The organism is Maribacter algicola (assembly GCF_003933245.1).
GTDB classification, from domain to species: Bacteria; Bacteroidota; Bacteroidia; order Flavobacteriales; family Flavobacteriaceae; genus Maribacter; species Maribacter algicola.
This window is the reverse complement of the sequence record NZ_QUSX01000001.1, coordinates 1,146,056-1,170,614: the sequence shown is the minus strand read 5'-3', so window position 1 is coordinate 1,170,614 and position 24,559 is coordinate 1,146,056. Positions and strand designations below refer to the sequence as shown.

Genomic DNA, 24,559 nt, shown 5'->3' with positions numbered 1-24,559 from the left:
TCAAAAAATCAAGACCCATAAAAATTTAGCGTTGACCACAAGTTTTATCCACATCACAACAAATTATGGTTCAGGTGCTTAAAAAGATATACTTTAACAAATATTATTGAAAACGCTTCGTTCTCATAATTGAAATACAGAAACCAAAAAAAAATCAACATTTAACCGATTCCCAAATCGAACCAAATGTGAACCTAAAAAATCCTAAGGCATGAAAAAACTTTTCTGCACCATCTTTGGACATCATTATGCCGTTTCCAAAAAAGTGACGTCCCACATCAAGGAATATAAATGTATCCATTGCAAAAAGGAGGTTACCACAGACGTAAGTGGCAACCTATCCATATTAACACCAGAACTGCAGGACATCAATAGAACCTTGGAACGTATTTACCAGTACAGACATAGCGAGCATCAAGTAGCGTAATGCACTTCTTTTAAAAAACACCGGGTTTTCGTCATTCCGTAACGCGTAACCCAACAACGAATTCCTGGAAATTAAGTAAGCATCTTTAATTCTTACCTGTCGTATGCCCCACAACGGTTAAGGAAAGAATCGCGCTTTTTTCCAGGATTTTTTATTCCTCCTGAAAGGAGTTCCAGCCCTGCGCTTTAAGGGGTATCAATGTTTCTGCTCTAGTTACCAAGTTTGCTCCACCGGATGTATCGGTCATATGCCCAATCACCGTTAGGTTTGGATTCCCCTTTATTTTTGGAAAATCGGCCTGATCTATCGTGAACAACAATTCGTAGTCCTCACCCCCGCTCAAGGCGATCATGGTGCCGTCCATCTTAAATTCCTCACAGGTAGAAATAACCGTTGGATCTAACGGAATTTTATTTTCGTACAGTGCACAGCCCACCTTACTGCTTTTGCATAAATGCAATATTTCCGAAGAGAGTCCGTCACTGATATCGATCATGGATGTTGGAATGACTTCCAGTTTTTCAAGCAATTCTACAATATCCTTGCGCGCTTCCGGTTTTAACTGTCGCTCTACGATGTAGGAATAGGGTTCCAAATCGGGTTGATTGTTCGGGTTGACCTTAAAAACCTCTTTTTCGCGCTCCAGTACTTGCAGTCCCATATAGGCTCCGCCCAGATCGCCTGAAACCACCAATAGATCATTTTCCTTGGCACCTGAACGATATGTGATTTTGTCTTCCTCGGCCTCGCCAATGGCGGTGACACTTATTAACATACCCGTTTTGGAAGAGGTGGTGTCGCCCCCGATCATGTCCACATTATAGGTTTTGCAAGCGAGATGGATGCCTGCATATAATTCTTCCAAGGCCTCTAAAGGAAAGCGGTTGGAAACGGCAAGGGACACCGTGATTTGGGTGGCCTTTGCGTTCATGGCATAGATATCGGAGAGGTTGACCATGACGGATTTGTATCCCAAATGCTTTAACGGCATGTAGCTTAGGTCAAAATGTACGCCTTCCACCAGCAAATCCGTAGAAAGTACCGTTTTTTTATTTTTAAAGTCCAGCACCGCAGCATCATCGCCCACGCCTTTTAGGGTAGAGGAGTGATTTAGGGTGAAATTTTGGGTCAGATGGTCAATAAGTCCAAACTCGCCCAATTTCTCCAAGGAGGTCCTTTCTTTATTCTTGTCTTCTAGCATGTTGCAAAAGTAAACAGGATATTTTATATCGTATCTTTACTATTAGGATAAATTTATCAAGATGGGATTAAGGGCCGTTCTATTGTTTTTATTCGTTTTCGTTTCCTGTTCCAAGGATAATGGGAATATTGATACTGATGTCCTGAATGAATCTGAAAACCCGGAAGTGCCGGGAGAAACGACCTCCTTTGTTCCCTGTGAAAATGGGTTTGCCGGAGACTATCCCTGTAATGGGTATGACTTATTGGGACACATTCCAATGACAGAGCTGAACGCACAATCGGGCAACGATATCTGGGGATGGACGGATGCCTCCACAGGAAAGGAATATGCCTTGATGGGCCTGGATAACGGAACCGCCTTTATTGATATTTCCGATACCGAGAACTTGATGTATCTAGGAAAACTGCCAACTGCTACAACGGCCAGTTCCTGGCGGGATATAAAAGTGTATGGGGACTATGCGTTCATTGTTTCAGAGGCGAATGCTCATGGGGTGCAGGTGTTCGACCTTACAAAATTGCGCGATGCTGTGGGCAATTCAAATGAATTTGAGGAAGACGGAAGGTTTACGGGTATCGGTAATGCCCACAATATTGTAATCAATGCGGTTACGGGGTTTGCCTATCCCGTTGGAACCAATCGGGATGATATTTACAATGGGGGTGTCCATTTCCTGGATCTTTCAAATCCCACAATGCCATTGGCCGCTGGCGGTTGGGGTGTTAATGGCTATACCCATGATGCTCAAGTAGTGACCTATACCGGTCCCGATACGGATTATACGGATAGAGAAATTTTTGTTGGGGCCAACGAGACGCAAGTCGTTGTGGTAGATATTACCAACAAGGAAAATCCTGTTGAGATTGCGACGCTTCCGTATCCCAATATTGGCTATACCCATCAAGGATGGTTTACGGAAGACCAGCGCTATTTTATCCTGGGCGATGAGTTGGATGAGATAAACTACGGCTTTAGGTCTAGGACCTTGATTTTTGATATGACGGATTTGGACAGCCCTGTGTTACATGATACCTATTTGGGCCCAACAAGTGCTATAGATCATAATGGTTATGTTTTGGGGAACGAGTTCTATTTGGCCAATTATACCGCAGGAATTAGGGTATTGGATATTTCAGATATTGAAGGTAAGAATATAGCTGAAACAGGTTTTTTTGATACGTTTCCGCAGAATGATAATACCGAATTTGATGGCGTTTGGAGTGTTTATCCGTTTTTTGAAAGCGGAAAGATTGTTGTCAGCGATATAAGCGACGGGTTTTTTGTGATTAAGAAATCGGAATAGAAAATGTACAGGTTTCATTTCATTTGGGCACTTATCTTCTTTTGGTCCTGTTCCAAGGATGCCAATGGGGAAAACCTTGAAAGTAACGAACAAGGTTTTTTGGGCGAAGTTGAATGGATCAAGACTTTTGGTGGATCGGGCGAGGATATTGGTCAGGCCATTATCCAGACTTCGGATGGGGGCTATGCCATTTTGGGATTTTCCAACAGTATTGATGGTGATTTACAGGGAAAAACAGTTGAGGTCAATGATTATTGGCTATTGAAACTGGATGCCGATGGAAATGCACAGTGGAGCAAGACCTATGGCGGCTCCAAGGACGATAGGGGACAGAGTTTGGTCCAGACCATGGACGGTGGTTATGCCCTTACAGGATACGCAATGAGCGACGATGGTGATGCCTCTTTGAATCGGGGTTTTCATGATAATTGGTTGTTGAAACTCAATACTACCGGGGAGATCGAATGGGAAAAAAGCTATGGTTTTTCCGGTCATGATCATTCCTACGACCTTTTACAGACCGAGGACGGGGGTTTTTTCTTTACCGGTTTTTTGGATATTACTTCGGCCCGGGCCGATGGATATACGGAAAAAGGCAACACGCTCACCCGACATGGTGTGGGGGAATTTTGGGGTACCAAAATCGACCCGTTTGGGGATGTTGAATGGCGGGGTTACTTTGGGGGCACTAACAATGACAGGTCACATGCCGTGGTGAGATCGCAGGATGGGGGTTTTGTCATGGCCGGATTCTCGGAAAGTAATGATTTTGATATCAGCAATCCGGGAGGTAGTTATGATTTTTGGCTTGTGAAATTGGATAACACGGGGACGATGGAATGGGAACGTTCTTTTGGCGGAACGGGAATAGAGATCTCCTATGATATAGACAACACCTTGGACGGCGGTTACGTGGTTGTTGGCAATACCTTTAGTACCGATGGGGACATTACCGCTAGTAAGGGGGAATCCGACTTCTGGCTGGTAAAAGTGGACGGTTCCGGCAACCTTATTTGGGAGCGCACTTTTGGAGGCAGTCGGTTTGACGCTGCACAGGCTGTTGTATCGAGCAAAGATGGCGGTTATTATGTTGTTGGTAATTCTAAAAGTTCAGATCAGGATGTATCATCCAATAATGGCGAAAATGATATTTGGATGCTAAAAACCGATGATAAAGGCAACCTGCTTTGGCAAGGTTCCTTTGGTGGTTCCCAAATAGACTTTGGCTATGATGTAGTAGAAGGCGAGGATGGAAGTGTACTGCTTATCGGAGAAAGTCAAAGTGTTGATTTCCAAGGACTGGGATCAAAAGGAAAATCCGATTTGGTACTCATTAAACTCCGGTAAATTCCCTTTTCTTCAACATAGAGAAGTCCTATAGTTTAATACGTTATAATAATGTTAGGTTCTATTGTTAAAACCTACCAATGAAGTATATTTGTGAACTATTTATAATTAATCCATTTTAAGATATGATACAAGTATCGGAAACGGCAAAAAAGAAGGTGAGAACCCTTATGGAAGAGGAAGGGTTCGATGCTTCCAAGGATTATGTCAGGGTGGGCGTAAAGAGTGGAGGCTGTAGCGGTTTGTCCTATGAACTCAATTTCGATAACAAAATGGACGAAACGGACAAGGTTTTTGAAGATAATGACGTACGGATCATTGTAGACAAAAAGAGTTTTTTATATTTAGTGGGGACCACCTTGGAATACTCCGGAGGTCTTAATGGGAAAGGTTTTGTGTTTAACAATCCAAACGCCCAGCGCACTTGTGGATGCGGGGAGAGTTTTTCACTGTAAGCCCCCTAGCCCCCAAAGGGGGAACGCTTTGGGTGGTACTCTAGTAGAGTTAATTTAAAAAGATAGTTAATATCTGTTATACGAGAAGAAGAAATTTAACAATTAAAACAAAGTCCCCTTTGGGGATTTAGGGGCTTTTAGTTATGGCATATACTGAAGAGGAATTAAAAAAAGAACTGGAAACCAAGGAGTACGAGTATGGTTTCTATACGGACATAGAATCGGATACCCTTCCTGTAGGACTAAACGAGGAAGTGATTATTGCGATTTCCAAAAAGAAGGATGAACCTGACTGGATGACCCAATGGCGCTTGGAAGCTTTCAAAGCCTGGAAGGAAATGGAGGAGCCGGAATGGGCAAACGTTAGGTATAAAAAGCCCAATTTTCAGGCTATTTCCTATTACTCGGCACCTAACAAGAAACCAAAGTATGATAGTTTGGATGAAGTAGATCCAGAATTGTTGGATACGTTCAAAAAACTGGGTATCTCTATAGATGAGCAAAAGAAACTGGCAGGGGTTGCCGTGGATATCGTGATGGATTCCGTTTCGGTAGCTACTACTTTTAAGAAGACCTTGGCAGAGAAAGGTATTATTTTTTGTTCTATTTCCGAAGCAATTAAGGAGCATCCGGAATTGGTCAAAAAATATATAGGCACCGTAGTTCCCAAAAAGGACAACTTCTATGCGGCCTTGAATTCCGCCGTTTTTTCCGATGGTAGTTTTTGCTATATCCCAAAAGGAGTGCGCTGCCCTATGGAACTATCCACTTATTTTAGGATAAATCAAGCAGGTACCGGTCAGTTCGAAAGAACCCTGGTCATAGCCGATGAAGGGAGTTATGTAAGTTATCTGGAAGGGTGTACCGCGCCATCCAGGGACGAGAACCAATTGCATGCCGCCGTGGTTGAGCTTATTGCCCTGGACAACGCGGAAATAAAATACTCCACGGTACAGAACTGGTTTCCCGGAGGCAAGGATGGAAAGGGTGGGGTTTATAATTTTGTAACCAAGCGTGGAATTTGCGAGAAGAATGCGAAAATTTCCTGGACACAGGTGGAAACAGGTTCCGCCGTAACATGGAAATATCCTTCTTGTATCCTAAAAGGGGACAACTCCATTGGCGAGTTTTATTCCATTGCGGTTACCAATAATTACCAACAGGCGGATACGGGAACCAAAATGATTCACTTGGGTAAAAACACCAAGAGCACCATCATTTCAAAAGGAATATCGGCAGGTAAATCACAGAATAGTTACAGGGGTCTGGTACAGATTAATAGTCGTGCGGACAATGCACGTAATTTTTCACAATGTGATTCCTTGTTGATGGGCAACGAATGTGGGGCCCATACGTTTCCATATATCGAAGCAAAAAATAAAACGGCTCAAATAGAGCATGAGGCTACCACTAGTAAAATTGGGGAAGACCAAATTTTCTATTGCAATCAACGTGGTATCGATACGGAAAAGGCCATCGCGTTGATCGTTAACGGATTCAGCAAAGAGGTATTGAACAAGTTGCCCATGGAATTTGCCGTTGAGGCCCAAAAATTATTGGAAATTAGTTTAGAGGGGTCGGTAGGTTAAATGGTTACGGGATGCCCCTCGAGCGCAGTCTAGGGGTCATTCCTTGTTCTTTTTTAATGAGTTATAGTAGAAATTTATGAAAAGATTTTTCTTGTTTACAGCGGTTTTAATTGGATTTCTTTCCTGTAAGGAAACCAAGAAAGAAGAGAAAACCGAGGTTGCCGAAGCACCGGCACCAGAGATTAAACTCTATACGTTTGATGGAGGTACGGTAATGGTCAATAACTTGGAGTTATTTTCCCAAGACTCTACGTATCAAGGTCAGACCAAGGAATTTGCCGATCCTTTTTACGTAATTGTTCACCCCGAAGGGACTTTAATGTGGGATGCCGGTTTACCACAAATGTTGGTAGGTCAGCCCGAGTATACGGATCCTTCAGGAGCGTTTACTGTTTCTAGGAAGGATTCCGTGGTAAATCAATTGAAAAAAATAGGAATGACCCCTGACGATATTGATTACATCGCACTTTCGCACACCCATTTTGATCATAGCGGGCATGCAAACACCATGAAAAACGCTACTTGGTTGGTTCAAGGTCCGGAGTATGATTTTATCACCAGTGAGGAAGTTAAAATTAGTGGAGAGGGAATTTATGAGGCAATTCAGGAATTGGACAAGATTCAAAAAATAGAAGGGGATTATGATGTGTTTGGGGATGGAACTGTGATTATGAAATCCATGCCGGGACACACGCCCGGGCATCAAGTACTGTTTTTGGATTTACCCGAAAACGGACCTACACTGTTAACAGGGGACTTGTATCACCTTTACGAAAATAGGGAACATAAGAGAGTTCCCAGTTTTAATTATGATGTAGAAGAAACCTTGGCAAGCATGGAAGATTTTGAAATATTTGTAAAGGAAATGGACGCCAAGGTCTATGTACAACATCAAAAAGAAGATTTTAATAAAATGCCAAAGGCACCTGAATATTTAAAGTAACAGATTATGTTGAAAATAAAGAACCTGCATGCACAGGTAGAAGACAAGGAAATATTAAAGGGAATAAACCTTGAAGTAAAAGCAGGAGAGGTACATGCCATTATGGGACCTAATGGTTCTGGCAAGAGTACCTTGGCAGAGGTCATTGCCGGTAAGGAGGAATTTGAAGTTACCGAGGGCTCGATTGAGTTGGAAGGTGAGGATTTAGAGGAAGTAGCTCCGGAAGAAAGGGCGCATAAAGGTATTTTCCTTTCCTTTCAATACCCTGTAGAAATTCCAGGAGTGTCTGTCACCAATTTTATGAAAACGGCCATCAATGAATCTAGAAAGGCCAAGGGGTTAGAGGATATGCCCGCCAACGAAATGTTGAAGTTGATTCGTGAGAAATCGGAATTGTTGGAAATAGACCGCAAATTTCTATCAAGGTCTTTGAACGAAGGTTTTTCAGGAGGGGAAAAGAAGCGTAACGAGATTTTTCAAATGGCCATGTTAGAGCCTAAAGTGGCCATTTTGGATGAGACGGATTCCGGACTGGACATTGATGCCTTGCGTATCGTTGCTAACGGGGTCAATAAGTTAAAGAGCAAGGATAACGCCGTAATCGTAATTACCCACTATCAAAGATTGTTGGATTATATTGTTCCCGATTTCGTACACGTATTGCACGATGGTAAAATTGTGAAGTCCGGAGGTAAGGAATTGGCCTTGGAGCTTGAGGAAAAAGGATATGATTGGTTAAAGCAGGAAACAGTTTCTGGTTAAAAGTACAAGGTATCAGGTACAAAGTGGTACGTATCAAAAACTAACCACTTTTTACTAACTACTTAATACTAAAAATATGGATTTAAAAGATAAATTGATTTCTTCCTTTATGGCGTTCGAAAACAACGTGGATGTGGAGCATCCCGTTCATGATGTGCGTATGGAAGCGATAAAGAACTTTGAGAAAAAGGGATTTCCTACCAAAAAGGAGGAGGCTTGGAAATACACTTCCCTGAACGGTCTACAAAAAATAGACTTTAGCATTTTCCCTAAGGAAGAGAATGCCTTGGAATACAAGGATGTGAAGAAGTATTTTCTTCATGAGATAGATACCTATAAAATCGTTTTTATTGACGGAATCTATAGTTCCTATCTTTCCGAGACGACCCATGACGGTGTGGATATCTGTTTGATGAGTGCGGCGCTGACAAAACCCATGTATCAACCCGTAATCGATGTATACTTTAACAAAGTAGCCTCCAAGGATGAATCCTTGACCACGTTGAATACAGCATTTAGCAGGGAAGGGGCATACATCTACATCCCAAAGAACAAAATGCCAAGGAAACCTATCGAAATCTTACATTTTGCTACGGGTAACGAGGCCTCTTTGATGTTGCAGCCTAGGAACTTGGTCATTGTGGAAGAAAATGCGGAGGTACAGATTATTGAAAGACACCAAAGCTTAACAAGCAATGAGGTATTGACCAATTCTGTAACCGAAATATTTGCCGCAAAAAATGCCATTGTAGATTACTATAAGATTCAGAACGATGCCCCAACGGCCTCTTTGATTGATAATACCTATATCGATCAAAAGGACAAGAGCGTTGTGAGGGTACATACGTTCTCTTTTGGTGGAAAATTGACCCGTAACAACCTTAACTTTTACCAGAACGGAGAACATATTGACTCAACTATGAAGGGGGTGACAATTTTGGGGGACAAGCAACATGTAGACCATCATACGTTGGTGCACCATATAGAGCCCAACTGCGAAAGCCATCAGGATTACAAAGGGATTTATGGAGATAGTTCCACCGGGGTTTTCAACGGTAAGATCATAGTCGATAAAATAGCCCAGAAGACCAATGCATTCCAACAGAATAACAATATTTTAGTAAGTGATAAGGCCACTATCAATACCAAACCGCAATTGGAGATTTTTGCGGATGACGTAAAATGTTCCCATGGTTGTACCATTGGACAGTTAGATGAGGATGCACTATTCTATCTACAGACACGTGGGATACCACAAAAAGAGGCCCGTGCGCTTTTGATGTATGCCTTTGCCAACAATGTATTGGCAACGGTTCGGATTCCGGAACTCAAAACACGAATCAATAAATTAATAGCGAATAAATTAGGGGTGAACCTAGGGTTCGACTTGTAGAAATCGTATGAAATATTATCATAGATATAAGAGGGTCATTATTATAATGGCCCTTTTTTTATTGTCAAACCTAGGGGTAAAAGCACAAGAGGCACATTTTGGGGTCAAGGGGGGACTCAATTATTCTTCCATTGTGGGTGACCTTACGGATGGATTAAAGTTTAGATTCTCCGGTCACGGTGGCATATTTGTGGAAATCGATTTCTCCGAGAAATTTAAGCTGCAACCAGAGCTGTTATATTCTTCCCAAGGATTTCAATATAGTACGGATTTGGCCGCCATTCAAACCAATGGTTCTGTTGGGGAAGAAAACGATTTCAGGACCAACGTTCAGTTAAATTATCTTATGATTCCTATTTTGGGAAAGTTTGCCCTTAATGACCGTATAGACCTAGAATTTGGTCCACAGTTTGGTTTTTTGCTCAATCAGGTAATAAAAAATAAAGACTTGAATCAGGATTCCAATTTGGAAAGAAGATCTTCCATTTCCGGGGATTTTCAATTGGATTATGGCGCGGCCGTAGGATTAGGGTTAAAATTGAACGACAATTTCTCGGTTTCCCCAAGGTTTTATATCGGGCTTCGAAATAGGTTAAATGCACTCCAAGGAGCACAGAACTACAACGCTGCCATACAGTTATCGCTGAATTATGTATTCAGGTGATTTTTCTTGGGTGGATTCGAGGTTTTCTGATGAAGCTAAAGGTTTTTGAGACTTTTCTATTTTAAGAATTATTGGTGCTACAATTAACGGTTTGTTGAGTAATATTAACAAACCATTTTTATTTTCCTACAATTCGTAAATCTACATTAGCTACTTCAACAACTAATCTAATCAACATCTATGAAACAGTTTTTTATCACTTCGGCTTTTGTTTTTATTTCTTTGATTACATATGCCCAAGACCAGAAATGGAGTGTTGAGGCCAGTTATCCTTTAACTTTCAAAACAGCACCTGCAATAGGGGAAATCAATGAGGTCTTGGATTTGGGTGCGAAATACCGTTTTTTAAATCTTGGTATCTTCAAGTTAGGCACTGGCATTAATATATCCTACTTTAGGGAATATGACAACTTCACTTACGGATCACAGAGTGGGGATGCTTTTTTTGATTATAAAAAGAATGTCGTGATTTTGCAGCCTAAGGTTTTTGGAGAAATGGAAATACCAGGTTTCACAAGGCTAAAACCTCAAATAGGATTAGGATATTCCATTTTGTTCAATAATACATATTCCAATAATAATAACGATATAGTTTATGATTTGCCAACTTCATCAGATGGAGGGCTAAATTTAAACTTGGGAGTTAGTTATAATCTTACAAAGAGATTTTATGTACAAATTCAGTGGGATTACTTATGGATGCATTATAAGGGCAATACAGATCTTTCTGGGCAATCTTACTCATATAGTATAAGGGAAAATCTAAACATTTTTAAAGCGGGTATCGGTTTTCGGTTTTAATAAACATTTTTAGAATAAACAGGTAAGGTGTTTGGACGGAAAAAAAAGTAATTGGCCAATTCATTTGGTATCTAAAAATAGTTTGTAGTATTTTTCCCAAAAATATCCATTGATAGAAAAGACCAATTATTAATAGGATATTCTATTTTAAACCTAACCAAATCTTTAAATGATATTTCAAAAGTTCTCTTTGCCTATTTGGCTGTCTGTTTTAATGTTATTACTCAATATTAGCGTACAAAGCCAAATCACCTATGAAAAAGGATATTTTATTGACAATTCTGGAAACAAGACAGAATGCTTGATTAGAAATGTGGACTGGATGAAGAACCCTGATTCTTTTCAGTATAAACTTTCTGAAAATGAAGATGCTCAAACTGGGAATTTGACCAATACACAGGAGTTTGGCGTGATTGGAGAATCAAAATTCATAAGGGCAACGGTAAATATTGACCGATCCAGTCAAGAAGTCGATAAATTGACCTTGGTCCGTGAACCAAGTTTTTCCAATGAAACCCTATTTTTAATGGTGTTGGTTGAAGGAAAAGCAACACTCTACAAATTTGAAGACTCGTTTGGGGCAAATTATTTTTACAAAGTTTCAGATGGTAAAATCGAGCCTTTGGTGTTTAAAAAATACATTACTCGTGAAAATAAGATTGGTGAAAATGTACAGTACAAGCAGCAATTATTTAATGCATTTAATGGTCAAGGAGTTACCGAAAAAGAACTATCTAAGCTGGCCTATAGAGAGAAAAGTTTGACTTCTTTTTTTCAAAAGGTTAATAATGAAAGTAGCATTGATGCCATAAGCTACTCAAAAGAAAATCGAAAAAAATGGATCAATATTATTCTTAGACCTGGAATACATTATTCGTCAGTAAACCTTGAAGTTTCACCAACAAATACAGGTTTGGTTAGAAGGGAATTTACTTTTGAGAATAAATTATCACCTAGGGTTGGAGTTGAAATTGAAGCTGTTATGCCTTTTAATAAAAATAAATGGGCGGTGACTGCCGAACCTTTTTATGAAACCTATGAATCAGAATTGCCTATAAGTGCCAGTCAAACACTATCTGTAGATTATAAGTATTTTGGTTTAGGCTTAGGAATAAGACATTATCTTTTCTTAAACGACAATTCAAAACTATTCATAAACGCTTCGGGTATTTTTGCCATTGACAGTGGTAATTCTAATATTGATATTGGACCTTCCAGACCAATTGAAAAAGGGAGTACTGTTGCAGCTGGTCTAGGTTTTGCGTACAACAATAGATTCTTTGTTGAATTCAGGCATACGTTTGACAGGCAGCTTCTCAATTATGTTTTTCAAAATGCCCAATATAGCGGACAATCCTTAATCTTGGGTTATAGGTTGTTCTAGAGACCGTACTTTCATTGTGTGAGATAGTGTTAAGATTTGGGTTGAACTTTGAAGTTTATTTAATTCGAATTTAATACTGTACTAGGTATCTTTGTATATCATTAAGTCGATATGCTAGATATTAATAAGATACGCGAAGATTTTCCAATACTTAAAAGAAAGGTCAATGGCCAGCCTCTAGTGTACTTGGACAATGCCGCAACTTCACAAACACCAAAACAGGTCATTGGAGCCATCGTAGATTATTATGAAAACTACAATGCCAACATCCACAGAGGCGTTCACACCCTTTCACAGGAGGCAACGGACAAGTACGAGCAGGCCAGGATAAAAATCCAGAGGCATTTTAATGCGGCCAATCCCTATGAAATAATTTTTACGTCGGGAACGACCCATAGCATCAATTTGGTAGCCAATGGTTTTTCATCCATTCTTAAAAGGGGTGATGAGGTTTTGGTGTCCGCTATGGAGCATCATTCCAATATTGTACCATGGCAAATGCTATGTGAGCGCACAGGTGCTGTTTTAAAGGTTATCCCCATGAACCAAGAAGGGGAATTGTTGATGGATGTGTACGATGAATTATTGTCCAAAAAAACGAAACTGGTATTCTGTAATCATATCTCCAATGCCTTGGGAACAATTAATCCTATTGAGGAAATAATAGAAAAGGCACATAATCTAGGCGCTGCGGTTTTAATAGATGGTGCACAGGCGGCTCCCCATATTGTAGCGGATTTACAGGCCTTGGATGTCGATTTCTACACCTGTTCCGCACATAAAGTATGTGGTCCCACAGGAGTAGGTATGCTCTATGGCAAGGAAAAATGGTTAAAAAAACTACCCCCCTATCAAGGTGGTGGGGAAATGATCGCCGAAGTTACCTTTGAAAAAACGACCTATGCAGACCTGCCGCATAAGTTTGAGGCCGGAACCCCAAATATTTGTGGAGGTATTGCTTTTGGTGCAGCATTGGATTACATGAATAGCATTGGTTTTGAAGAAATTGCCAAATACGAGCACGAATTGCTGCTCTACGCTACCCAAGAATTGTTAAAGATAGACGGCCTCAAAATTTACGGTACTGCTAAAAATAAAACTTCGGTTATTTCCTTTAATATTGATGGTATTCATCCTTATGATATAGGCACCATTTTGGATAAATTGGGCATCGCCGTGCGAACCGGGCATCATTGTGCCCAACCTATCATGGATTTTTATAAAATCCCGGGTACGGTAAGGGCCAGCTTTAGTTTTTATAATACCAATAAAGAAGTGGATGTCTTGGTCGAGGGAGTACGAAGGGCTCGAAACATGCTCTTGTAAGGCAATTTGTTAGAGTAAGACTAAACTTTTGATTCCCAAGAATTCCTATTGTACTTTTGTAGAAAAGCGATACATGCAAATAAAAGAAATACAGGAAGAAATTATAGACGAGTTCTCCATGTTCGATGATTGGATGCAGCGCTATGAGTATATGATAGAGCTTGGAAAATCATTGCCTTTAATTGAGGAAACCTATAAAACCGATGATAATATCATTAAGGGATGCCAGAGTAAGGTATGGGTGCATGCAGAACTAAAGGATGATAAGTTGGTATTTACCGCAGATAGTGATGCCATTATAACCAAAGGTATTATAGCCATTTTAATACGGGCCTTTAGTAACCAAAAGCCTAAGGATATTATTGAGGCGGATACGGAATTTATAGATAAAATAGGACTTAAGGAACATTTGTCGCCCACAAGGGCCAACGGACTGGTGAGTATGATCAAACAGCTGAAACTTTATGCTGTGGCTTATCAAACCCAAATAAAATAAAAGACATGAAAGAAGAAGTAGTAGGAACGGATACCTCAGATTTGGGGGAGAAAATCGTAAAGGTGCTTAAAACCATTTACGATCCAGAAATCCCTGTGGATATTTATGAACTTGGACTCATTTACGATGTTTTGGTCAATGAGGACAACGAGGTAAAAATTTTGATGACCCTAACGTCTCCCAATTGTCCGGTTGCGGAAACACTTCCGGTAGAGGTTGAGGAAAAGGTGAAATCCTTAAATGCCATCAAGGATGCGGAAGTGGAGATTACTTTTGATCCACCTTGGACGCAGGATTTGATGAGTGAAGAGGCCAAATTGGAACTGGGACTTTTATAAGTATTGATGGCGGAGGAAATTGTAAATAGGGTCGCCCAAAGCAAACTGGTTACGTTCAACCTAGAAGACCATTACCCTGCCGGTGAACGGAAACTATTGGATATAAAGGACTGGTTGTATGAGGGTATTATTCTGAGGGAAAAAGAGTTCAGGACAACTCTGGAGGAATACGATTGGAGCCAATACCAGGACTGCTATGTGGCGCTAACGTGTTCCAGTGACGCCATTGTGCCCGGATGGGCATTTATGTTGATCACAACTAAATTACAACCAATCGCCAAAAGAATTGTACAAGGTTCAATGGAGGATTTGGAGACCGCGCTTTACTACGATGTCATCAATACCTTGGACTTCTCCCTATATCAAGATAAACTCATAATTGTAAAAGGGTGTAGCAAAAGACCGGTACCTCCGAACGCCTACATCTTTTTGACACAAAAGCTGCAGAAAGTGGCCAAGTCCATTATGTACGGGGAGGCCTGTTCTTCGGTTCCCCTTTTCAAGCGTAAATAATCGGTCAATTTTTGCAACCAAAAAGTGACTATTCGTACATTTGGTGTCTAATTGAAATAAACACTAAATCATGAAAAACATTTTCTTAGTTACTTTTCTTCTCTTGGGTTGTGCGTTTGGTTTTGCCCAAACGGAAGAGGAATTAAAATCTGAAATGGGTCCAAAGAAGGATTCTATTGCAGCAATTCAGGCCCGGGTAGATGCCATTCAGGCCAAAATCGATGCGCTTCCAGGATGGAAGAAGGGCGCTTTTGGTACCATAGGTGCCAATTTGACCAACTTTAACAATTGGTATGCCCAAGGTTCACCAAACAACTCTTCAGGAAACATTGGCGTTACCGTAAACGGATTCGCTAATCTACAAGAGGAAAAATTCTTTTGGAGAAATGCCATGAACGTTAATCTTGCATGGGTGAAATTCGATGACAAGGATGACCCTGATGATGATGATAGCTTTAGACAGGCATCGGACGTATTTACAATTTCTTCATTGTACGGTCAAAAACTCAGTGAAAAGTTCGCCATATCAGGATTGGGCGAATATAGAACTACTATTTTAAGCAATTTCAATGACCCTGGATATTTGGATTTGGGTGTGGGAGCTACTTGGACCCCTATTACGGATTTGGTAGTGGTCATCCATCCGTTGAACTACAACTTTGTTTTTAGCAAGAACGACGCTGTTTTTGAGTCTTCTTTGGGAGCCAAGATTGTTGCCGACTATACTAGAAAAATTGGTGCCGTCAACTTTAAGACCAACCTATCAATGTTCCAAAGTTATAAGAGCGGTGATCTTTCCAACTATACTTGGATCAACTCTTTTGGTTACACGCTTTGGAACGGTATTGGACTTGGTTTTGAGTTTGGACTAAGGAACAACAAACAAGAGGCCTTAAATTATGCTTTGAACGGCCCAAACCCTGTTGCAAATGCTACTTTTGATAATATTGAGAATGACCTACAGACCTACGTCCTGTTTGGGTTAAATTATGCGTTTTAAGTCATAAGTTTCAAATAAATCAAAAAAAGCCCTCCTTTTTAGGAGGGCTTTTTGGTTAAGTAGGTATCGTAAAATTTGGGGTTTTACTTATAGCTTAAGAAGTTAAATACTGATTTGGGGTCAACACTATCACTTAAACACAGGGTAAAGGTACGGCCTTCATTAAGGTTGGACAGCATTTATGTTGTGAACCAAACCCAAAATGTGGTGTAAAATATGAGTGGTTTAATTTGATCGATGAATTACACTGGAGCTTTTTAAAATGGCTATTGAAATTCGTCCAAATTCTCCGGATACAGGAAATTATTGTATGGAAAACGCGTGACATGTATGTCCCTGACCTCATTGTATACCCGTTTTCTAAACTCGTCCAGATTTTCTTTGTTCAAGGCAGAAATGAATAAGGCTCTATCGCCTACTTTCTCCATCCAAGTTAGTTTCCATTCCTCAATGGTGAAATGCCTGGAGGTTTTTTCCGTCATAAGATCATCCTCTGCAATGACCTCATTTTTATATTGATCGATTTTGTTAAATACCATTATGGTCTTTTTGTCGGAACTTTTGATTTCAGAAAGAATCTGATTGACGGAGTTTATGTGTTCCTCAAATTGGGGATGGGAAATGTCCACTACATGCAATAGGAGATCCGCCTCCCTAACCTCGTCCAAGGTACTTTTAAAGCTTTCCACCAATTGGGTGGGCAATTTTCTAATAAATCCAACGGTATCGCTTAAAAGAAAGGGGAGGTTTCCAAGAACCACTTTTCTTACCGTGGTATCCAAGGTTGCAAAAAGCTTGTTCTCCGCAAAAACATCACTTTTGCTAATGACGTTCATTAAGGTAGATTTCCCAACGTTGGTATAACCAACAAGGGCAACCCGTACCAGCGACCCCCGGTTGCCGCGCTGGGTCTCCATTTGCCTATCTATCTTCTCAAGCTTTTTCTTAAGCAGTGTAATACGGTCGCGCACGATACGTCTATCCGTCTCAATTTCCGTTTCACCCGGACCGCGCATCCCAATACCTCCTTTTTGCCGTTCCAAGTGTGTCCATAAACCAGTTAAACGTGGTAACAAATATTCGTACTGGGCCAGCTCCACCTGTGTTCTGGCATAGCTGGTCTGGGCACGTTGGGCAAAGATGTCCAAGATAAGACTGGTACGGTCAATGATTTTACAGCGCAACTGTTTTTCTATATTCCGCTGCTGGGCAGGGCTAAGTTCATCATCGAATATTACGGAACCAATTTCGTTTTCGTCCACAAAACGTTCAACCTCCTCCATTTTACCACTACCAATTAGCGTTTTGGGATTGGGTACGTCGACCCTTTGTACAAAACGTTTCATAACCTCCCCGCCCGCCGTATAGGTAAGGAACTCCAATTCATCCAAATATTCTGTTACTTTCTCTTCGTTTTGTTCCTTATTGATAATTCCAATGAGGACGGCCTTTTCGTATTCTGTAGTTTTCTTTTCTAACATATATAGGTAAAGTGCAAAATTACGGAAAACCGCCTATGCTATTTTAGTAATTTTATGGCCCCTAAAAAAAGGACATGCGATTCCCATTCTTTAAAAGGAAAATTTCAAAACAATTATTTACCATCGCTTTCTATAATCTCGAAAACCTATTTGACCCCAAGAACAATGTTCGTACGCTCGATGAGGATTTTACTCCTGACGGATTTAAAAAATGGACACCCAAAAAGTATCGCAAGAAATTATCTGGATTGGCCAAGACCATATTTAAAATAGGACAATCGGCAAATCCCTATCCGCCTGTAATCGTCGGTGTGGCTGAGGTAGAGAATCAATCAGTTTTAAGGGATTTGATCGAAACCGAGCCTTTAGAGGATGTGGATTATGATTTCGTGCACTATGAATCACCTGACGAACGGGGAATCGATACCGGACTTATATACAATAGAAAGTATTTCAAGGTAATCATGTCCGAAGCAATCCCGCTTATGGTATGCAACCCTGATGGAGTTCGTGATACTACCAGGGATATCCTATATGTATGCGGCCACCTGAATGGAGAAAAAATACATTTGTTCGTGAATCACTGGCCGTCCAGAAGGGATGGTGCAGAAAGCACCGAATATAAAAGAATGGCTGCCGCCGAAGTTGTAAAAGGAAAAATAGCCACTATTGAAAGGGATGAACCCAATCCCAAATGCATCGTAATGGGAGATTTCAATGACGATCCTTCCTCCAAGAGTGTTCAAACACTTTTACAGGATACGGGGTTACATAACCCAATGGAAAGCCTTCATATACCAAAGTCGCGGGGAAGTGCCAGTTACAAAAAAACCTGGAGTTTATTTGACCAAATACTACTTTCCCATAGATTCTATAAATATGAAAAAGGAAGCCACAGTTTCGATACCGCCAATATTTTTGACCAAGATTTTTTAAAGGAAATAAAAGGGAAATACAAGGGGAATCCCTTTAGGACCTTTGTTGGTAAAAAATACTTGGGCGGTTACAGTGACCATTTTCCTGTGTACATCGTTCTAAAGCTCAACAAGTAGAAAAAGGAAGAATAATCCTACAAACATCAAAATTTGATACTTTCACAACAGCCTTCAAGAATCTAGTGTGTAGTTCATCGAATATATAGGGGCAATTGATTATCGAATTCGGTTCAACCTATAATATTGTAGTCCAAATCTTACATAATCTAATTATGCTATGGACTCTAGAATTCGCTTCTTTTATAATGGTGTAACCATGTCGTTCTTATTCCTTTTTGTCTCCGTGGGCCAGAAGATGGTTGCTCAATCCCTGGAATTAAAGTCTTTGATTAAGAAAGAATATGATTTTTCTAAAATAGGTTCCATGCAAGTAGACCTCGAATTCGACTATGAGGTGAACAGGGCCAAGACGATGGCTATGGCTAAAGCGAATAATCTAAAAATCAAGGAGGTATTGCCCAATGGTAAAAAGGTCGAATTGCAGGAAATTGGTCATGATGGTAGCCCCATCTATTATGAGACCTATGCCGATAATGCCAGTCAAACTTCCAGGGCCTCCGCCCTACATAATAACGGTCTTTTGAATTTGGATTTGGATGGTCTTGGTATGGAAGTTGGTGTCTGGGACGCTGGTGTGGCGATGACCACACATCAGGAATATGATGTAAGGGCCCATGTGGGTGATGGAGGTACGGAAATCGATGCGCATGCCACTATGGTCACCGGAAGTTTGATTTCTTCCGGGATAAAAAGAAATGCACAGGGAGTCGCCTACAGGGCCAGTGTTCTTTCACACGACTGGACTCGGGACAAGATCGAAGTAGCGGAGGCCGCGGCCAATGGGTTGTTACTTTCCAACCATTCTTATGGAATAAAGACGGACCGCGTCCCTGACTGGTATTTTGGGTCTTATATTAAAGTGGCCCAGGATTGGGACAATATTATGTACAATGCCCCGTATTATCTTATGGTGACTGCGGCCGGAAATGCAAGGCACAGCGGGGATAATGAGTCTCCGGTTTTTGGAACAAGTGCCGATGGTTTTGATTTATTATTGGGATTTACCGTTGCCAAGAACGGACTGACAGTGGCAGGTTCAAATTCTCGGATAGATACTAGGGGCAACTTAAAGGAGGCTTCGGTTTCTGCCTATAGCAGTTATGGTCCTGTGGACGATGGTAGAATTAAGCCGGATTTGGCCGGAGATGGATCCTCCATCCTTTCTACAGATGCCAAAAGTGAAACCAGCTATGATATATCCGCCGGCACGTCCATGGCCACACCTGGTGTCACGGGTGCCTTATTGCTATTGCAACAGTATAATGAACAATTATATGGATCTTATTTAAAAGCCGCCACATTAAAGGGGTTGGCCTTACATACCGCAGATGATGTTGATGCTCCCGGCCCGGATTACAAAATGGGATGGGGAGTCATGAATGCAAAAAGGGCCGCTGAGGTCCTGCATCAAAAGGAGTTCAGCACTCAAATTTTGGAGAACACCCTTGTAGACGGGGAAATCTTTGAATTGACTGTTAAGGCAACCGAAGGCGCGACCTTGATGGCTTCCATTTCATGGACCGATCCTGCATCGGAATATATCAACAGGGGAGAATTGAACGATGGTACACCGGCGCTCGTGAACGATCTAGATATAAGAATAACCCAAGATGGAAAAACATTTCTTCCATGGAAATTGAATCCCAAGAATCCCAATGCTCCAGCCGAACATGGTGATAATCGGGTAGATCCTTTTGAGAAAATTGAAATACCCAATGCTCTAGGTACTTATACTATAATTGTTTCCCATAAAAGAGGTTTATTGCAGGATAAACAGGACTATTCCTTGATAGTTTCGGGAGCTTCCTTTACAGAATGTAGTTTGAATTCACCCAGTGGTTTGTCATTGGAAAATCCACTTGATAATAAAATTATGTTGAAGTGGAATGAAATCGTTGATGGGCTTTATGAAGTACAGTACAGAAAGGAAAGCGAGGGTTCATGGATTTCGATTTTTACAACAACCGGTTCAAAAACCCTATCGGATTTGGTTTTAAATGAGAGTTACGTTGTGCGTGTCAGAACATTCTGTTCCCAAAATATCGCGTCAGAATTTAGTATGGAATACAAGTTTACCTTCGATGGACCCAATACCGTTGTAGGGCTTTTGGACACCTTTCAGACATTAAGCGCGGACCAAGGCATCAGCTTTTCCGTATATCCCAATCCTGCTGTTAACCAAATAAGCCTTCTGACCGAAGTTGGCGCATCTGCCATGTATCGAATTATCTCCCCTGCCGGAATTGAGTTGAAGGTGGGCACGATAGAAAAAGAACCTATTCCAGTAGCCGACCTCGCCACTGGAATGTACATCCTTCAAATTAAGGATGGCGATACGTATAAAAGCACCAAATTCTTTAAAAATTAAATTGTAGTCCGCCTCGTATTCCCCCGGAACCAATTCATTTTTACTTTTATCTGGACCCGACTTGCCTTTCGCGTGTCGGGTCTTCTTTTTTAGGTATCAGTGATACAGAAATTATAGACAAAATCGATATTGAAATAAGTCAAAACAAGACAATAGCTATTGATGTCAGTCGGTAAATTGGTACCTTTACAGTTACTGGAAATTAAAAACTTAGACACAATGGATACTAGCAAAAATCCCCATGGAGAAGCATGGGACGTAAACGATTCAGAAGCAGCAGGCTGCCCATTTTTGAACGGGCAAATGAACCAATCTGCAGGCGGCGGAACCTCAAACCGTGACTGGTGGCCCAATATGTTGAACCTGAACATATTGAGGTTGCATTCATCCAAATCGGACCCAATGGACCCAGATTTTAACTACGCAGAGGAATTCAAGAAATTGGATTTGGCAGCCATTAAAAAAGACCTTACGGATTTGATGACCGATAGTCAGGACTGGTGGCCAGCGGATTATGGGCACTATGGGCCATTTTTCATTAGAATGGCATGGCATGCCGCTGGAACTTATAGAATATCGGACGGCCGTGGCGGTGCAAGCACGGGTAATCAGCGTTTTGCGCCTTTGAACAGTTGGCCAGATAATGCCAATTTGGATAAGGCCCGATTATTATTATGGCCCATCAAACAAAAATATGGCAAGCAGATTTCCTGGGCGGACTTATTGATTTTGGCCGGAAACGTGGCCCATGAGTCCATGGGACTAAAAATGTTCGGCTTTGGTGGCGGCCGTGAGGATATCTGGCAGCCAGAAGAGGACATCTATTGGGGTTCCGAAACGGAATGGCTTGGTAATAAGGAGCGTTATGACTCTGACGGGAATGAGTTGGAAAATCCTCTAGGTGCAGCCCATATGGGTCTTATTTATGTGAACCCAGAAGGGCATAATGCCAATCCAGATCCGTTGGAAGCGGCACATTATATTCGTGATACCTTTGGAAGAATGGCCATGGACGATTATGAGACCGTAGCCTTGATTGCTGGGGGACATACCTTTGGGAAAACGCACGGAGCTGCCAAGGATACTGACTATTTGGAACCAGAACCTGCGGGAGCGGACATCACGATGCAGAGCATGGGATGGAAGAACAACTTTGGAAGCGGAGTTGGTGCGGATACCATAACAAGTGGATTGGAGGGTGCATGGAGCCAGACCCCAACCCAGTGGAGCCACAACTACTTTAAAAACTTGTTCGGATTTGAGTGGGAATTGACCAAGAGTCCCGCCGGAGCATGGCAATATAAGCCTGTAGGCGATGCAGGTGCGGGAACTGTTCCAGATGCGCATATTGAAGGAAAGACACACCAACCTTTTATGTTGGTAACGGATATGTCCTTACGTATGGATCCGGCTTACGAAAAGATATCAAGACACTTTTTAGAAAATCCAGATGAATTTGCGGATGCCTATGCAAGGGCCTGGTTTAAATTAACACATAGGGACATGGGGCCATTGGATAGATATCTAGGGCCCGAAGTCCCAGAAGAGGTTCTTTTATGGCAAGATCCCGTGCCAGCGGTAGACCACGAGTTGGTCAATGATACCGATGTTGCGGAATTGAAAAAGAACATTTTGGCTTCTGGATTATCATTGTCCAGTATGGTTTCTGCAGCTTGGGGCGCAGCCTCCATCTATCGGGATTCTGATAAGCGTGGTGGTGCCAATGGAGGAAGGATTCGTTTGGCCCCTCAAAAGAATTGGAAAGCCAACAATCCAAAGCAATTGGCGGAAGTCATAGATACCTTGGAGCGTATCCAAAAGGAATTCAATGACGCACAATCCGACAACAAAAAAGTGTCCTTTGCGGATTTAGTTGTATTGGCAGGAACCGCTGCCGTTGAAAAGGCCGCGCATAACGCGGGTCACAAGATAGCGGTACCATTTGCTCCAGGAAGAACGGATGCGACCCAAGAAAACACCGATGTGGAAGCCTTTGAAGCTTTGGAACCTTTGGCAGATGGATTCAGGAACTTTACCAAAGGAAAGTATTCCGTAAAAGGTGAGGAATTGTTGGTAGACAGGGCCAATCTTTTGACCTTGACCCCACCTGAAATGACCGTATTGGTAGGAGGTATGCGTGCTTTGGGTGCAAATTCCGACGAATCTAACCATGGTATTTTTACGGATAAGAAAGACCAATTGACCAATGATTTCTTCGTAAACCTATTGAATATGGGAACTACTTGGAAATCTATTTCTGACGATGATTCCTTGTTTGAAGGAACGGACCGTAAAACGGGCGAAAAGAAATGGACAGGTACCCGTGTGGACTTGATTTTTGGATCCAACTCGGAATTGAGGGCCCTAGCTGAAGTGTATGCCACTTCAGATGCCAAAGAGAAGTTTGTAAAGGACTTCGTAAAGGCGTGGACCAAGGTAATGAACTTGGACAGGTTCGATTTGAAGAAGTAATCCAAACTAACTCATAAACTGTAGAAAGGGCGGCCAATCGGCTGCCCTTTTTTTATTCAATTGCCAAAAAATTCCATTATTTTATATTAAACATAGGTGTGCTTTATGAATGTTTTTTTCAATATGTCTTAAAACAAGAATATGGTTATATAATGATAAACCTAAAGAACATATTGGGGAACGATTAGACCTTTCAGGTTTTCATAACGTGACAGGTCTGCCAGTTTAAAGAAATGGGATTAGCGGCAAGCCAAAAGGCACGAGCATCTAGCTCGTGTACCCTGCGTTCCTTCTGGAATTTGAAGCGATTATCAATAAACCAACCACCAACGACCAAAAACGAACAACCAAATTCCTCTTTAGGGGCTAGGAGGCTTTACACCTTCTTTATTTGATGCTCTTCCAATAAAGGTTCATTGCGTAGTTTCAGAAAGACCTGAGCGGTGGTAACCACATCTAGTTCGCAATAGGTGATGATACGGTCCAGATCGCTATTCTCATAAAACACGTCTCTCACCATACTACCGTCTATATCTTCTTTAGGAGAAGGGATGCCCAAGATGTTCGCCATCAGCTTTAAGGATGTATAGTGTTTATAATCCCCAAATTTCCAAAGGTCCATCGTATCCAAGTGAGGAACTTCCCAAGGTTTTTTTCCAAAGAGATCCAGTTTCCAAGGCAAGGAAATACCATTTATGATCATCCGTCGGGCGATATAAGGAAAATCGAACTCCTTACCGTTGTGTGCGCAGAGTAAGTGTTTGGCTTCGCTAAAATGCCCGTTCAAAAGGTTTTTAAAGTCTTTTAATAGTTTCGTTTCATCGCCGTGAAACGTGGTGACCCTAAATTGGAGGATTTCTCCCAGCATTTTAAAATAACCTACCGAAATACAGATTATTTTACCAAACTCCGCCCAAATACCTGCCCTATCATAAAATTCTTCCGCAGTAAAATCTTCCTTGCGCTGATATCTTGATTTTTGTTCCCAAAGTTCTTGTTTTACATCGTCCAATTCCTGAAAATTCGCCTTTTCGGGAACGGTTTCAATATCCAAAAATAGGATGTGTTCCAAGTTAATCTTGTGCAGCATAGTTTTGGCATTCCTAAGAGTCAGTAATTTAACATATTTTATTTAATCTTTAAGGTCTTCTGAATACCTCAAAATAGGTTATATTTAAAAATGGGGTCAACTAAAATCAGATTCGAAGGCACATTCATTAAATTCTTTGGTATATCGA

The 24,559-nt window shown here is 41.3% G+C and carries 22 protein-coding genes; 19 read left to right on the top strand and 3 right to left on the bottom strand.

Annotated features, from left to right (window positions below; genetic code table 11):
• Positions 1-211 precede the first annotated feature (211 nt).
• A complete protein-coding gene (locus tag DZC72_RS04945; RefSeq protein ID WP_099546175.1) occupies positions 212-427 on the top strand; it encodes a hypothetical protein in 216 nt (71 codons plus the stop codon).
• A 151-nt stretch (positions 428-578) separates the two neighbouring features.
• On the opposite strand, the gene thiL is transcribed toward DZC72_RS04945, so the two are convergent.
• The gene (gene thiL, locus DZC72_RS04940; protein ID WP_125221757.1) at positions 579-1,628 is read right to left on the bottom strand and encodes a thiamine-phosphate kinase; all 1,050 of its coding nucleotides are present in this window, start codon (positions 1,626-1,628) and stop codon (positions 579-581) included.
• Positions 1,629-1,689: 61 nt separating this feature from the next.
• Here thiL and DZC72_RS04935 point away from each other — a divergent pair, with 61 nt between their 5' ends.
• From DZC72_RS04935 to DZC72_RS04865, 15 genes are all read left to right on the top strand, one after another.
• The gene (locus DZC72_RS04935) at positions 1,690-2,934 is read left to right on the top strand and encodes a choice-of-anchor B family protein (RefSeq protein ID WP_125221756.1); all 1,245 of its coding nucleotides are present in this window, start codon (positions 1,690-1,692) and stop codon (positions 2,932-2,934) included.
• A gap of 3 nt (positions 2,935-2,937) precedes the next feature.
• Positions 2,938-4,281 carry a hypothetical protein gene (locus DZC72_RS04930; RefSeq protein WP_125221755.1) on the top strand — a complete coding sequence of 448 codons (1,344 nt, stop codon included), beginning with the start codon at positions 2,938-2,940 and terminating at the stop codon, positions 4,279-4,281.
• 125 nt (positions 4,282-4,406) lie between these two features.
• Positions 4,407-4,736, top strand: a complete 330-nt coding sequence (locus DZC72_RS04925) for a HesB/IscA family protein (RefSeq protein WP_094996725.1) — start codon at positions 4,407-4,409, stop codon at positions 4,734-4,736.
• Positions 4,737-4,879: 143 nt separating this feature from the next.
• Complete coding sequence (gene sufB, locus DZC72_RS04920) at positions 4,880-6,325, top strand: Fe-S cluster assembly protein SufB (protein WP_125221754.1); 1,446 nt, start codon at positions 4,880-4,882, stop codon at positions 6,323-6,325.
• Positions 6,326-6,401: 76 nt separating this feature from the next.
• Positions 6,402-7,268, top strand: coding sequence for an N-acyl homoserine lactonase family protein (locus tag DZC72_RS04915; protein WP_125221753.1), 867 nt, complete (start codon positions 6,402-6,404; stop codon positions 7,266-7,268).
• A gap of 6 nt (positions 7,269-7,274) precedes the next feature.
• A complete protein-coding gene (gene sufC / locus DZC72_RS04910) occupies positions 7,275-8,030 on the top strand; it encodes a Fe-S cluster assembly ATPase SufC (RefSeq protein ID WP_125221752.1) in 756 nt (251 codons plus the stop codon).
• Between the two features lie 76 nt (positions 8,031-8,106).
• Positions 8,107-9,423: a Fe-S cluster assembly protein SufD gene (sufD, locus tag DZC72_RS04905; RefSeq protein ID WP_125221751.1), complete on the top strand. Its 1,317-nt coding sequence runs from the start codon at positions 8,107-8,109 to the stop codon at positions 9,421-9,423.
• A gap of 7 nt (positions 9,424-9,430) precedes the next feature.
• Positions 9,431-10,087 (top strand): porin family protein, encoded by a 657-nt coding sequence (locus tag DZC72_RS04900; protein WP_125221750.1) that lies wholly within the window; start codon positions 9,431-9,433, stop codon positions 10,085-10,087.
• A gap of 180 nt (positions 10,088-10,267) precedes the next feature.
• Complete coding sequence (locus DZC72_RS04895; RefSeq protein WP_125221749.1) at positions 10,268-10,888, top strand: OmpW family outer membrane protein; 621 nt, start codon at positions 10,268-10,270, stop codon at positions 10,886-10,888.
• A 169-nt stretch (positions 10,889-11,057) separates the two neighbouring features.
• Positions 11,058-12,272, top strand: coding sequence for a porin family protein (locus DZC72_RS04890; RefSeq protein WP_125221748.1), 1,215 nt, complete (start codon positions 11,058-11,060; stop codon positions 12,270-12,272).
• A gap of 111 nt (positions 12,273-12,383) precedes the next feature.
• Positions 12,384-13,598, top strand: coding sequence for an aminotransferase class V-fold PLP-dependent enzyme (locus tag DZC72_RS04885; RefSeq protein WP_125221747.1), 1,215 nt, complete (start codon positions 12,384-12,386; stop codon positions 13,596-13,598).
• Positions 13,599-13,671: 73 nt separating this feature from the next.
• Positions 13,672-14,094 (top strand): SufE family protein, encoded by a 423-nt coding sequence (locus DZC72_RS04880; RefSeq protein WP_125221746.1) that lies wholly within the window; start codon positions 13,672-13,674, stop codon positions 14,092-14,094.
• A gap of 5 nt (positions 14,095-14,099) precedes the next feature.
• A complete protein-coding gene (locus DZC72_RS04875; RefSeq protein WP_099546165.1) occupies positions 14,100-14,432 on the top strand; it encodes an SUF system Fe-S cluster assembly protein in 333 nt (110 codons plus the stop codon).
• Between the two features lie 6 nt (positions 14,433-14,438).
• On the top strand, positions 14,439-14,945 hold the full coding sequence (locus tag DZC72_RS04870) for a DUF2480 family protein (protein WP_125221745.1): 507 nt from the start codon (positions 14,439-14,441) through the stop codon (positions 14,943-14,945).
• Positions 14,946-15,015: 70 nt separating this feature from the next.
• The gene (locus DZC72_RS04865; RefSeq protein ID WP_125221744.1) at positions 15,016-15,945 is read left to right on the top strand and encodes a DUF3078 domain-containing protein; all 930 of its coding nucleotides are present in this window, start codon (positions 15,016-15,018) and stop codon (positions 15,943-15,945) included.
• Positions 15,946-16,211: 266 nt separating this feature from the next.
• Here DZC72_RS04865 and hflX read toward each other — a convergent pair whose 3' ends face one another.
• Positions 16,212-17,426 (bottom strand): GTPase HflX, encoded by a 1,215-nt coding sequence (gene hflX, locus DZC72_RS04860; RefSeq protein ID WP_125221743.1) that lies wholly within the window; start codon positions 17,424-17,426, stop codon positions 16,212-16,214.
• A 74-nt stretch (positions 17,427-17,500) separates the two neighbouring features.
• Here hflX and DZC72_RS04855 point away from each other — a divergent pair, with 74 nt between their 5' ends.
• The 3 genes from DZC72_RS04855 (at position 17,501) to katG (ending at position 23,321) form a co-directional block, all read left to right on the top strand.
• On the top strand, positions 17,501-18,478 hold the full coding sequence (locus DZC72_RS04855; RefSeq protein ID WP_125221742.1) for an endonuclease/exonuclease/phosphatase family protein: 978 nt from the start codon (positions 17,501-17,503) through the stop codon (positions 18,476-18,478).
• Positions 18,479-18,638: 160 nt separating this feature from the next.
• Positions 18,639-20,849 (top strand): S8 family serine peptidase, encoded by a 2,211-nt coding sequence (locus DZC72_RS04850; RefSeq protein WP_125221741.1) that lies wholly within the window; start codon positions 18,639-18,641, stop codon positions 20,847-20,849.
• 219 nt (positions 20,850-21,068) lie between these two features.
• Positions 21,069-23,321 (top strand): catalase/peroxidase HPI, encoded by a 2,253-nt coding sequence (katG, locus tag DZC72_RS04845; RefSeq protein WP_125221740.1) that lies wholly within the window; start codon positions 21,069-21,071, stop codon positions 23,319-23,321.
• 376 nt (positions 23,322-23,697) lie between these two features.
• Here katG and DZC72_RS04840 read toward each other — a convergent pair whose 3' ends face one another.
• Positions 23,698-24,411 (bottom strand): 3'-5' exonuclease, encoded by a 714-nt coding sequence (locus DZC72_RS04840; RefSeq protein ID WP_125221739.1) that lies wholly within the window; start codon positions 24,409-24,411, stop codon positions 23,698-23,700.
• Positions 24,412-24,559: the final 148 nt, after the last annotated feature.

Bases quoted from the DNA above. Each gene is read 5' to 3' on its own strand.
- DZC72_RS04945 (WP_099546175.1), top strand. From the start codon at position 212: ATGAAAAAACTTTTCTGCACCATCTTTGGACATCATTATGCCGTTTCC.
- thiL (WP_125221757.1), bottom strand. From the start codon at position 1,628: ATGCTAGAAGACAAGAATAAAGAAAGGACCTCCTTGGAGAAATTGGGC.
- DZC72_RS04935 (WP_125221756.1), top strand. From the start codon at position 1,690: ATGGGATTAAGGGCCGTTCTATTGTTTTTATTCGTTTTCGTTTCCTGT.
- DZC72_RS04930 (WP_125221755.1), top strand. From the start codon at position 2,938: ATGTACAGGTTTCATTTCATTTGGGCACTTATCTTCTTTTGGTCCTGT.
- DZC72_RS04925 (WP_094996725.1), top strand. From the start codon at position 4,407: ATGATACAAGTATCGGAAACGGCAAAAAAGAAGGTGAGAACCCTTATG.
- sufB (WP_125221754.1), top strand. From the start codon at position 4,880: ATGGCATATACTGAAGAGGAATTAAAAAAAGAACTGGAAACCAAGGAG.
- DZC72_RS04915 (WP_125221753.1), top strand. From the start codon at position 6,402: ATGAAAAGATTTTTCTTGTTTACAGCGGTTTTAATTGGATTTCTTTCC.
- sufC (WP_125221752.1), top strand. From the start codon at position 7,275: ATGTTGAAAATAAAGAACCTGCATGCACAGGTAGAAGACAAGGAAATA.
- sufD (WP_125221751.1), top strand. From the start codon at position 8,107: ATGGATTTAAAAGATAAATTGATTTCTTCCTTTATGGCGTTCGAAAAC.
- DZC72_RS04900 (WP_125221750.1), top strand. From the start codon at position 9,431: ATGAAATATTATCATAGATATAAGAGGGTCATTATTATAATGGCCCTT.
- DZC72_RS04895 (WP_125221749.1), top strand. From the start codon at position 10,268: ATGAAACAGTTTTTTATCACTTCGGCTTTTGTTTTTATTTCTTTGATT.
- DZC72_RS04890 (WP_125221748.1), top strand. From the start codon at position 11,058: ATGATATTTCAAAAGTTCTCTTTGCCTATTTGGCTGTCTGTTTTAATG.
- DZC72_RS04885 (WP_125221747.1), top strand. From the start codon at position 12,384: ATGCTAGATATTAATAAGATACGCGAAGATTTTCCAATACTTAAAAGA.
- DZC72_RS04880 (WP_125221746.1), top strand. From the start codon at position 13,672: ATGCAAATAAAAGAAATACAGGAAGAAATTATAGACGAGTTCTCCATG.
- DZC72_RS04875 (WP_099546165.1), top strand. From the start codon at position 14,100: ATGAAAGAAGAAGTAGTAGGAACGGATACCTCAGATTTGGGGGAGAAA.
- DZC72_RS04870 (WP_125221745.1), top strand. From the start codon at position 14,439: ATGGCGGAGGAAATTGTAAATAGGGTCGCCCAAAGCAAACTGGTTACG.
- DZC72_RS04865 (WP_125221744.1), top strand. From the start codon at position 15,016: ATGAAAAACATTTTCTTAGTTACTTTTCTTCTCTTGGGTTGTGCGTTT.
- hflX (WP_125221743.1), bottom strand. From the start codon at position 17,426: ATGTTAGAAAAGAAAACTACAGAATACGAAAAGGCCGTCCTCATTGGA.
- DZC72_RS04855 (WP_125221742.1), top strand. From the start codon at position 17,501: ATGCGATTCCCATTCTTTAAAAGGAAAATTTCAAAACAATTATTTACC.
- DZC72_RS04850 (WP_125221741.1), top strand. From the start codon at position 18,639: ATGGACTCTAGAATTCGCTTCTTTTATAATGGTGTAACCATGTCGTTC.
- katG (WP_125221740.1), top strand. From the start codon at position 21,069: ATGGATACTAGCAAAAATCCCCATGGAGAAGCATGGGACGTAAACGAT.
- DZC72_RS04840 (WP_125221739.1), bottom strand. From the start codon at position 24,411: ATGCTGCACAAGATTAACTTGGAACACATCCTATTTTTGGATATTGAA.